The sequence below is a fragment of the Chryseobacterium sp. C2(2020) genome (assembly GCF_014218915.1).
GTDB classification, from domain to species: domain Bacteria; phylum Bacteroidota; class Bacteroidia; order Flavobacteriales; family Weeksellaceae; genus Chryseobacterium; species Chryseobacterium mucoviscidosis.
Genome location: NZ_JACLCT010000064.1, coordinates 1 through 11,214 on the forward strand (window position 1 = coordinate 1; position 11,214 = coordinate 11,214).

Sequence of the window (11,214 nt, forward strand, 5' to 3'; positions counted from 1 at the left end):
TTTTCTCTCTCGTTTCATAGGTTAAAATTAAGGTTTTATGCTTAACTTTAACTGGACGCTAAATTAGTACATCCAATCTTTCATTGCTCAATATAAAGCGATCTACAGTAATTCAGAAAACTTGAATACCGTTACAAATATTCATATTCAACCGGAAGCGATGCAGCCCATTGAGTTTGACAAAATGATGTTTTCTAATCTTGAGCTGAGAAAATTTGCAATCGATATCATTCAGAAAAAATCTGAAAATAATCCGATTAGACTTGAGAAAGATTTCAATCTGAGCTTTCAGCTTAATAATGTTTATGTCATCAGCGATTATATTTTTCTTGATATGACCTTTAAAAATAACTCTAACCTGAGCTATGATATTGAGGCTTTAAAATTCTCAATCGAAGACAAAAAGATACATAAAGCCACCAACAATCAAAGTATTGAGATGACACCGCTTTTTCAGATGAATCAGCAAAAGCATTTTAAAAAGAACTTCCGAAATATTTATGTTTTCAAAAAATTTACGTATCCGAATTCTAAAGTTATGATGATACGGTTAATAGAAGAACAACTTTCAGGAAGAACTATTGAGATGAAAGTCAATTATTCAGATATTCTTAAGGCAGATACTTTCTAATATGGAGTACAATTTAAAGCTATCTAAGTCTCAAGAGGAAAGACTTCTTACTGAAGCAAAATCTTTTGCAATGGATGATGTCGGAGAATATTTACTGGAGAAAATCAAGGCAATGATAAGATTAGAGGAAAGCGAATCCATTAGAAATTTAATGGAGACTCAGGAGTTATCTCAGGAGCAAAAAATAATACTCAAAGAATTTGGCGAAATCTATTTTAAAAATCTTTCTAAATCTAAGATATTCTTTCAAAACGAAGAACATTTTGTGATCAGACTCAAATTAAAATTACAGGAATAATGCAAGAGCAACAACATCAAATAAAGATCTACGGCTTTCTACAGAAAGTAGTATATGCTGTCGTTGCATTAGATTGTGCTTCGTTGTTCTACCTGAATGCTGATGTTCCAGTAGTCTCCAACTTATTGAAGAATTTTTCAAAAGTGAGTTTCATTTATCCACCGATAAATGCAAAGATTACAACGTTAATTCTTATAGGACTTGTTGCCATCGGAACAAAGGCAAAGAAAAAGAGAGACCTTAATATTGCCACGGAAATCATTGTTCCAATGGTCTTTGGTTTAGCAATGATTTTTTCTTCATTGAATTGGCAAAACGAAGCGGGAAGCAACGCGCTACCAAAGGTTTTTCCAGGGCTCAATCTGTATCAAGTAATCTACGCTGTTCTTTCTTTTTTAGGAGCAGTAATCCTTCAGATGGGTGCAGACAGCATCTCAAAACTAATGCAGCAGAAGATGGGAAAAGACCGATGGAATGTGGAAGAAGAATCTTTTGATCAAAATAAAGAGCTTGTAAATACAGAAACGTCTATAAACATTCCTTACAGATTTCGATATAATAACAAAACCTATAATGGATATATTAATATAGACCCTTTTCGAGGTACAATTGTGATTGGAGTTCCGGGAAGCGGAAAGTCGTTTGGTGTCATTAATCCTTCAATACGTCAGATGATTGCTAAAGGTTTTTGTCTCTGTATCTACGATTTTAAATTTCCAGACTTAGCTCAGATTGCGTATTACCATTATTTGCTGAAAAAGACTAAAGATTCTGATTATGATTACCATTTTCATATCATCAATCTGAACGAAGTTGAAAAGTCAAGGAGAGTAAACCCATTTCATAAGAAATACATCCAAACATTAGCAGAAGCGCAGGAAATGGCAGAATCAATGGTATCATCATTACAAAAGGGTGGAGCGAGTTCCGGAGGTGGTTCAGAAGCTTTTTTTACACAATCAGCCATCAATTTTCTGTCTTCCTGCATCTACTTCTTTGCCACGTTTGAGAGCGGAAAATATTCCGACTTACCTCATATTCTATCTTTTATGAACCGCAGTTACAAAGAAATTTTTGATACTCTTTTTACAAACGAAGAGATTTTTTCTTTGCTTTCTCCATTCAAAACGGCGTATGAGAATAAAGCTTTTGATCAGTTGGAAGGACAGATTGGTACTTTGAAAATTTTTCTTTCGCGTTTGGCAACTAAAGAAAGTTTCTGGGTATTCTCAGGAGATGAAGTAGAATTGAAAATAACTGATAAACAAAATCCCTCGATTATGATTTTGGCTTCGGATCCTGCAACACAGGATATCAATTCAGCTTTGTATTCTTCGATCCTTAATAGGACTTTACGTCTGATCAATTCTAAACATAATTTGCCCGGAGGTGTTATTGCTGATGAATTTCCGACGATTTACATTCATAAAATTGACAATATCGTGGCAACCGCAAGAAGTAACAAAGTTGCTGTTGTATTAGGGCTTCAGGAAATTCCCCAGCTTCGACAATTTTATAAAAAAGAGGTTGCAGATACCATTTCTGCAATTGTCGGAAATATTCTTTCAGGTTCCGCAAGAGATAAGAATACATTGGAGTGGCTTGAAAAATTGTTCGGAAAAATTAAACAGAAATCCTATTCACAATCTATATCGCAGCAAGGAACAACGACAAGCATTAATGAGAAAATGGACTTTATGATTCCTGCGGGAAAAATTGCAGCCTTGAAAACTGGAGAGATGGTGGGAATGATTGCACAGGGCGAAAAAAATACGACTGAAGAATATAAGATCTCTGCCATAAGAGGGAAAATAAATCTTGATATGAAAGCCATTAAGGAAGAAGAACAGAATTACTCGGCAATGCCGAATTACTATTCATTCGTGGATAAGAAAGGTATCAACCGAAAAGAGGAAGTTCTGATGACCAATTTCAGAAAAATCAATAAAGAAGTGGAGCTCATTGTCAAGGAAAATATCAAAGAATAAAATTATGAAATCAATCAAAAAATATTTGATAGCTGGGATGATTTTGCTTTGTCAATTATTGGTTTTTGGACAGTTCAATACTTTGACTAGAAAAGAAATCAAACCCACTGAATCTATCACAGAAATGCGAAGAGTTCAAAAAGAAAAACCTGCCTTGGAAAAGGTGAAAGACAATAGAAATGTCTTCAATAAACTTTTCAGTACTCCTACTAAATCGAGCCTAAAAAAGGAACTTGATTCTTTGAAAACAATGATGATTCGTTATAGTTTGACAAGAATAGATGATGAAAAATTAATTCCAAAAGCTGATAATGATTCTCTAGTGCTTATAAATAAAAACCAATCAATCGAGCAGTATAAAAATGTAGAAAAACCGATTAAAAAATTCAGTTTTATCAAAGAAGAGGATTTTGTATCAAAAATAAGTATGCCTTTGGATAAGAAAATTATTGTTACATCCCCTTACGGATGGCGGTTGCATCCTATTTTCAGAACTGGAAAAATGCACAATGGAACTGATCTCAAAGCCAATTATGAAAATGTCTATGCCGTTTTAGACGGTGTTGTACTAGAATCCAGTAATTCAAGTGGAGGCGGAAAATATATTAAAATCAGGCACTCTGATGCATTTGTAACCTCTTATCTACACCTTTCGGAAATATATTATGAAGTCGGAGAATATGTAAAAGCAGGATTCATTGTTGCAAAAAGCGGAAATAGCGGAAATTCCACAGGCCCTCATTTACATTTTGCAGTTCAGGAAAACGGGAAATACATTAATCCAATCAGGTTTCTCAATGATCTTATCAATGTGAATAATCTAATTTCTGACTACCATGGCACAGCAAAAAATACATATAGCCAACAATAAAATACTTACCATTATGCAAAATCACAATTTACCTACTGATGAACTCAAAAATTTTGGAATCATCAATGATGACCTTACATTTTCAAAAAAGTTAAGTCCGGATGATATTGAAAAATTTCTAAAAGGATATACTATTGTTGCAGACAATGACAAGAACAGAGCAACTTTTCAACTCACTGAAGATAATACCAAACTGAAGGTTATCTTTCTTGAGCGAGACAAAAGCCTTAATAAAATTATTGAAAACAGTAAAGACCAAGTTCAATATGCCGATGTTAAGGAACTTTCGGGTGATTATCCACTTATTGAAAAGAAAGCCTTCATCTTCGATAATGAGACAGGAAAAGTGGTGGAGTTCGATTTCATCAAAAATACGAGAGAGCTTACAGCCATTATTGCAGAGAAAAAAGAGCCGGAAGAACTCAACCGCTATAAAAATGAACTGCTAAAACTTAAAGGTTTTTTACAAGACAAGGCTGATAAATACCCTGAAATAGCCAAGGAAATCTCTAATGATATGAATGTTGTATCCAGAGAGATAGATTCTGTAAACAGCATCTCGGCTGATCAAAAACAAATCTCAAAATCCGGTAATTCAGATATTCAGTTGAATGTCAATGATCAGGATATGTATGAAGATGCTAACAGAAATCGCGAACGGCAGGAAGAAGAACAAACCGACGAGCGTGAGAAAACTAGGGGATTTAGACGGTAATATCTAAAATTCAATTATAAGTTATGGAAAATGAATTATCCTGGTTCGACAGAGTGATTACTCCAAAGACCAAAGCTTACAAAGATTTTGCAAAAGAAGTAGAGAATACCTCTCCTGAAATATTTTACAGAAATGGAGAAAGGAAGTTTTCTGAGCGGGAGAAAAAGTTTATGCAGATTCATAAATCCACAGCAAATAAAATAATCCAAGGCTCTGCATACACTTTAAATACAATCTTTAATGTTGACACTGATACTTCCGTCAAAACTAATTATAAAAGCTTAGCTGAAGTAGTGCGCTTTATTGATAAACAAAAGACAGATGGTAGATTTTTAATCATAGAAGATAATATAGCCTTAAAAAAAGTAACCATCGATAACGAAGCTTCAAAGCAAAAATTTCTTTCAGATGCTTGGGCAAAGGAATTGGAGGTAAGGACAGACTTAAGTTTAGGGATGGCCACTTCAGAAATTGATGAAAGACAAGCAGATCATTACAGGAAATATGAATTTTACGAAAGAGAGACTGATGTAAAAGTTGGTATAATATCAATCTATGATTACGATGGAGAAATCGCCGATGTAATGGATTATTCGTCTGAACAAAGTTATCTAAATGCTTTGCAAAATGAGATAGATTCTAATATAGACGGCTTCAAATATGAGACACTATTAAAAACTCCTGAGCTTATTAAAAAAGTAGATGATTTAATCTATGGTGCTTACGGTGAAGAGAATCCAAATTCTCTCGAGACATACAAAGAAAAGTATAGTTCTGTCAATCATTCTGACAGTCGTGTAAAGTTAGAGCAAGAAAAACAATTAGATAAAAATCAAAAAAATACAAATCAAACAATTAATAACAATCAAAATCCAAAAATTATGGAAACACAAAAAGAATTTGACCAGGTAAAATACCTTAAGGACCAAATGAAATATCTTGGTTTTGGAGAAGATGAAAAACTTCACAAGGATTTAGAAAAAGGTATCAAAGGGAAAGCGCAGCAATTTGAAATTAAAACTTCTTCCGATAAAGCACTGCCCGAAAACAAGGTGGATTTTACTTTGAAGTTTAGTAAAAGTGATCAGGGAGGCGTTTTCCTCAATTCTTACAATGCAAAATTGACCAATAATAAAAAAGAGGAAATATCACATAATTTTCCTGTTAGTCGGGAAAACTCTTTTACAGCAAAAGAAGCTGTAAACCTTTTGGAAGGACGCAGTGTAAAAATTGAGTTTCTCAATCCTAAGAGTAATCAAACAGAGCCTGCGTTTGTTCAATTTAATTTTAATGAGCCCAAAACGGATAAAGGCAATTATTATTTCCAAAATTTCTATAAAAATTACGGAGTGGATACAGCTAAAATTGTTGAAAAATCGAATCTGGTATTTGATAATCTGGAATGGAAAGAAAACAGCATTAAGGCTTTGGAAAAAGGAAATGTTGTTAAAGTTAAGATCAAAGAAAACGATCAGGTTGTAGAAGCAAAAGCTGTTCTGGATCCACAGAATAGAAATCTTAAACTGTATGACAACGAGATGAATCGAATAAATACCAATAAACCTTTAGAAGGCTTGGAACAAGATAATAGTCACGATAAAGCCAATGTTCGGGAGCAGAGCATTAAACGATAAACATCTTTCTTACCTATAATACTACAGGAAGCGGTATTTCATCAAAAGATTTACCGCTTTTTTTAAATCCAATTGATATGAAAATTCAACTAATACTTTCAATTTTTACACTTCTTTTCACATTAAATTCCTGTCACAAGGAAATTAATTCAGAGCAAGGAGGTATTGATCTAATCTCGAATGTCTATTTCGATGCTTCAAAGGGTTTGGATCAGATGCAGAGCTTTCATTTGTCAAAGATGAACTATTCGCAAAATCAGTTCATCGAATTAGTTCCTGATCATAACTATTCAGAGGTCAACAAACAGATATATTTCATCCGGGATTCAGTATGTTACCCAATTGGAGCATCGGGAAGTAATGTCATATTAAAAGATATTTCCGAAAGACAAATTTCTCAATCGGTTTGGGAAAAGAAGGAAGGGGCTGTCTTTTCAAAAGATTGGATCCCCAACTACAGAAACCGAAAAAACCTGTCTGATACAATTTTATTTAATAAAAAATATAAACGTTTTGAGATTAATTCTCCTTGGAATTACACCCGATTTTATATTTATCGAACAGATACTATTTTGCCCTATTCATTTTACAGACACGCTGAAAAAGATTATCACGGAAGACTTGAGCGAATTGATTCTTATAATAAAAAGACAGACATTTTCGTAACACTTCAGTTATTACCAAGAAAAAGTTGGGATGATGAAGCTAAAGAACTTTTTGAATTTAATCACTTCGTAAACAACAGAAAAAAATGAGGATGGCGGGAATAAATTCTTCAATGATTAACGAGGGTATTTCTGTAGTCAATGGGACTAAGAATGAGTTGGTTGTTTTTGGAAAAGAAACCGATATGCTTTCATTTCTGGAACTTTTAAAATTAAATGAGCAAGTTAATAGCAGAAGTCTTGTAATACTTAATTCTGCGGGTAATACAACAGGATTTCTGAATCAATTTAAGGATTTTAACGGTAAAATATTTCTGTGTCTGGAAGGAGATAGGATAGGAGATGCGGCAACACTTAAAATTCTTATGGAATTTAAAGAAAAGAATATTAAGGATATCCGTAAGATGTATGAGATTTCAAATGAAGGAAATATAGACTTGACTGAGTATCTTAAAAACAAAATAAATCATCAGAATAAAAATAGTACTTTAGTTGAATCCAAAAATTCAGACAATGCAAACCTTAATGTTAGATCAGAAAGAATATCCAATACTCAGTACGTGGGATCAGAAATTTCTGGACGAGATTCTGGTAGAACTTTGCAAAACAGCCAATCCAAACAAAAGGGAGATCACTCAGGAAGACATACTGTTGGCAGCGCAAATGCTGGAAATGAATCTACAGGGGCAGAGTGGAGCAATCCAGGAAACGAAGGAGGAAGATATGTTGATGGAATACAACCGCAGAATGTTGAACAAAATGAAGACGGACAAAAACATTTGGGCGGAATCATATCCGGGAGAACTATATCCGATGGAGTCAGAGGAGAATTAGACAATTCTAAAAATATTGAGGAATTAGAATTTCTCATTTCAAAGTATAAAGGTCAAAAACTGACTAATGACCAAGTTGCAGAAGTGGTTTCTGCAGCTTGTTTTGTTTCTAAAGATAATAAAGTCATTATTCATTCAGGTGTTGATGTCACCGATGAATTAAAAAATATCTGTACTCAATATAAAAGCGGAGGTACAGCAAAAGAAGGCCGAGGAATTTTAGATGAGTACTACACGGATTTTAAGATTGTTGATGTCATCCGGAATCTAATTAAAGATCAATATAAAAATAAAAAAGAGATTTCAGTTTTAGAACCTAGCGTTGGAACTGGAAATTTTCTGTATGCTGTAAAAGAACTTGGCTTAAAAATCAATATTTCTGCTTTTGAGATTAATGAAACAACCGCTAAAATTTCTAAAATCCTTCATCAAGACGCTGATGTTAATCTACGCTCTTTTGAAACTGAATTTATTGACGAAAAAGGTTTTAAACGAGATTCGAAAGAATTCGTTGAAAAGTATGATTTGGTAATCGGGAATCCTCCCTACGGAGAACACCGAGGTTTATATAAAGGGCTGGGAGAGGAACCCAAAATAAGCAAATATGAAGATTATTTTGTAAAACGCTCTCTAGATTCGTTAAAACCAAATGGAATTTTGGCAATGGTGCTTCCTTCAGGTTGGCTTAATCGACTAAAGAAATTAGAAAATGCAGAAATTTCCAGTGCGTATCGTTTACCAACAGGTGCATTTACAGGAACACAAGTCGGAACCGATATCATCATTCTGAAAAAAACTTCACAAAAAATCACACGGGATGTTTCTAATTATTTCGAAAGTAATCCTGAAAATATTCTGGGAGAAACTCGAGAGAAAAGTAATCGTTTTGGACGAATGGAAAATTATGTCTACGGTACTTTGGATGAAGCATTAGCCAGAATAGACCAACTCAGAACCAAAAAGGAAACGGAGCGAATTGGTAATTTGTTCGAAGATTTAATTTTCGAGAATACGGAAAAGGAATTAAAAGATGAAATTTCCGTTAGAAAGAACATTTCAGTTAAAACTCAAGCTGAAAATTACCTTTCCGAAGCTAAAGAAAAAATAGATGATGTTCTCTCAATATTTCAAGAAATCAAATTTAAGTCTCCTGCTGTTGTAAAAGAAATTGAGAAATATAATGAGTTAAAAGAGCAAATCGATAAAGATGTAAAATCTTTTTCTGCAGAAATGCTAAAGCAGATTTGTGATAAATCTGAAAAGCTCATCCAATCCCAAAAGAAACTTGAATCTGAATACAGAATTCAAACAAAACCGGAGATAAAAAAAGGTGTTATAAAATATCTTTTTTCAAAGTCAGACGAAGTTGTAAATACTTCATTACAGAACAGCTCAGATATTTCTGCACAGCAAATCGCTGCTTTTCGTGATACAGATTACGACGGGACGTTGAATAATAGAGGAGAGCACTATAAGTTTGCCAATTTTATTGATGGGAGATGGGTGCACGATTTTTATTATGCTGAAGGAAATATCTATTCCAAGCTTGAACAGTTGGAAAAAGACTTTGCAAATAAATATGCCATCGGTGGAACTGAAAACCAATATGATAAGCAAAAGGAAATACTCTTAAGTGTTCTGCCAATTCCCAAGTCTTTGGATGAAATTTCTATCAGCCCTAATCACGAATTTGTCCACCAATTTGCATTGGGACAAGTAGAGAAAGAAAAGTACAACCAATCTACAAGACAGGTTGAAACAGTAATAGTTGATTATAATTTAGCTGAAAAGTTCAAGGACTTTGTTGGCAATTTATCAAGCGAAGCTTTCGCTGGTTCTTCAGCTTGGGAAGTTCGAAGTTATGTAGATAACGAAACTGTTACAGGGAGTGATAAGGAAAGGAATGCATTGGTCCGTGAAAGAAGAAAGGCTGCAGCAAATGACCTATTTGAAAAGTTCATTCGTGAAGAATTATCAGACGATTTAAGAGAGCGTTTTATAAAAGAATTCAATAGGAACTATAATAATATCCACGTCCCTGACTATTCAAAATTTCCTCTATTTTCAAAGATTCATCTCAGTTTTAAAGGGAAAGAACTTAGACTGACCGAAGTACAAAAAGCAGGAATTGGAAGGCTTACGACAAAAGGAGTTGGTTTATTGGCACACGAAGTGGGTTTCGGAAAAACACTTTCCGGAATATTTTCTTTACACGAAGCGATGGAGCGTGGAAATTCTAAAAGACCTTTGATTGTGGTACCTAATGATAGTATTTTAAAACAGTGGGTTGAAACAATATTTGAAACAATTCCGAATGCGAAAGTAAATGTCTTGGGAAATCTTGGAAGGGATTATGATCTGATTGAAACAATGAATCTGATACAGCGGAATAAGAAAGATATGCCTGATTCGGGTCAGATCATTTATTCAGAATTGGCAGTTTCAGAATTTCCGAAAATAAAAGAATATCTCATCACGGAAGTTGGTTATAAACCTGAAGAAATTGGCGTCATTACTGGGGCAACGAGTAAACCCAACAGACTGAAAATTCAGGATGATTTTAATTCCGGAAAAGTCAAAATCATTCTCGGCAGCGAGGCGATTCAGGAGGGGATGAATCTTCAGCAAAATACCACGGATTTGTATATGCTTTCACTTCCTTATAATTTTACCACTCTACGACAAGTTGAAGGTCGTGCCTGGAGACAAGGAAACAAGCACGAGAATGTGAGAGTCAATTTTATGCTTACCAATGATAGCATCGATGTGTTTATGCTTCAGAAGCTTCAATCAAAACAAGCAAGATATTTGGAAGCAATGAAAAAGGGAGCGAATGTTTTGGATATTTCAGATATCAGTACGCAGGAACTCAAAACATCCATTATAACAAATCCGGAAACAAGAGCAAATATTGAAATTGAACTGTTGAAGAGAAGAATTGAAAGTGAGAAAAATCAACATCTAGCTGATAATGCATTTGTTTTGCGGAAATATGAGAATTTTTTAAAAGTGCAGGAAATGGTTACTAAAGCGCAGCATTCCTATAACAGAATTTTAGGTTATTCTAAGGATGAAACTGAAAATGCTGGATATTGGAAAAATCAACTTCCTTCTTATCAGAAAACAATTGATTTGGCTAAAGCTGAAGTTCAGAAAACTATCGAATACTTAGCTGAAAAAGGTGTGAATGTTACAGAAATAGAATTTCAGACTAAAAATATGGAAGAGAAAATTACTATGCTGGATAAAAAATTAGAAGAACTTCCTGAAATTGAAGTGAATTTGATTGGACTATATAATAAAGAAAGAGAGGAAAGGTTAAAGTTGAATCAAAATATTGATAATATAAAAAATAGATTAGAAGAGAATTCTAAATTATTTAATTTGAGAAATGGAGAGGAAATCCAAGAAAATAATAACAATAGAACTAACAGGGAGATTGTTGGTAAGGTAGAAAATGAGGAACAAAATAATAATATTGTATTGCGAAAGAGGTAATTATTTAAGGTAGTGTCCTACTAACTGTGTAAGTAGAAAAGTTATTCTGAAAAATTTTGAGCCCTCAAAGCTCAAAAAATT

Annotated in this window: 8 protein-coding genes; all 8 read left to right on the forward strand. The window is 33.8% G+C overall.

The genetic code is table 11. The features are described 5' to 3' along the window. Positions 1 to 100 precede the first annotated feature (100 nt). Complete coding sequence (locus H6W52_RS20360; RefSeq protein WP_317169850.1) at positions 101 to 631, forward strand: DUF4138 domain-containing protein; 531 nt, start codon at positions 101 to 103, stop codon at positions 629 to 631. 1 nt (position 632) lies between these two features. Then, positions 633 to 929, forward strand: coding sequence for a hypothetical protein (locus H6W52_RS20365; RefSeq protein ID WP_185216927.1), 297 nt, complete (start codon positions 633 to 635; stop codon positions 927 to 929). Next, positions 929 to 2,917: a type IV secretion system DNA-binding domain-containing protein gene (locus H6W52_RS20370; protein ID WP_185216929.1), complete on the forward strand. Its 1,989-nt coding sequence runs from the start codon at positions 929 to 931 to the stop codon at positions 2,915 to 2,917. Before H6W52_RS20365 ends, H6W52_RS20370 begins: the two co-directional genes overlap by 1 nt. Positions 2,918 to 2,921: 4 nt before the next feature. After that, the gene (locus H6W52_RS20375) at positions 2,922 to 3,788 is read left to right on the forward strand and encodes a M23 family metallopeptidase (RefSeq protein ID WP_185216931.1); all 867 of its coding nucleotides are present in this window, start codon (positions 2,922 to 2,924) and stop codon (positions 3,786 to 3,788) included. After that, positions 3,754 to 4,503: a hypothetical protein gene (locus tag H6W52_RS20380; RefSeq protein WP_410500358.1), complete on the forward strand. Its 750-nt coding sequence runs from the start codon at positions 3,754 to 3,756 to the stop codon at positions 4,501 to 4,503. Before H6W52_RS20375 ends, H6W52_RS20380 begins: the two co-directional genes overlap by 35 nt. 23 nt (positions 4,504 to 4,526) lie before the next feature. Further along, positions 4,527 to 6,137, forward strand: a complete 1,611-nt coding sequence (locus H6W52_RS21290; protein WP_228457616.1) for a hypothetical protein — start codon at positions 4,527 to 4,529, stop codon at positions 6,135 to 6,137. Positions 6,138 to 6,214: 77 nt separating this feature from the next. Beyond that, positions 6,215 to 6,892, forward strand: coding sequence for a hypothetical protein (locus tag H6W52_RS20390; protein ID WP_185216933.1), 678 nt, complete (start codon positions 6,215 to 6,217; stop codon positions 6,890 to 6,892). 2 nt (positions 6,893 to 6,894) lie between these two features. After that, positions 6,895 to 11,133: a class I SAM-dependent DNA methyltransferase gene (locus H6W52_RS20395; protein ID WP_185216935.1), complete on the forward strand. Its 4,239-nt coding sequence runs from the start codon at positions 6,895 to 6,897 to the stop codon at positions 11,131 to 11,133. Positions 11,134 to 11,214: the final 81 nt, after the last annotated feature.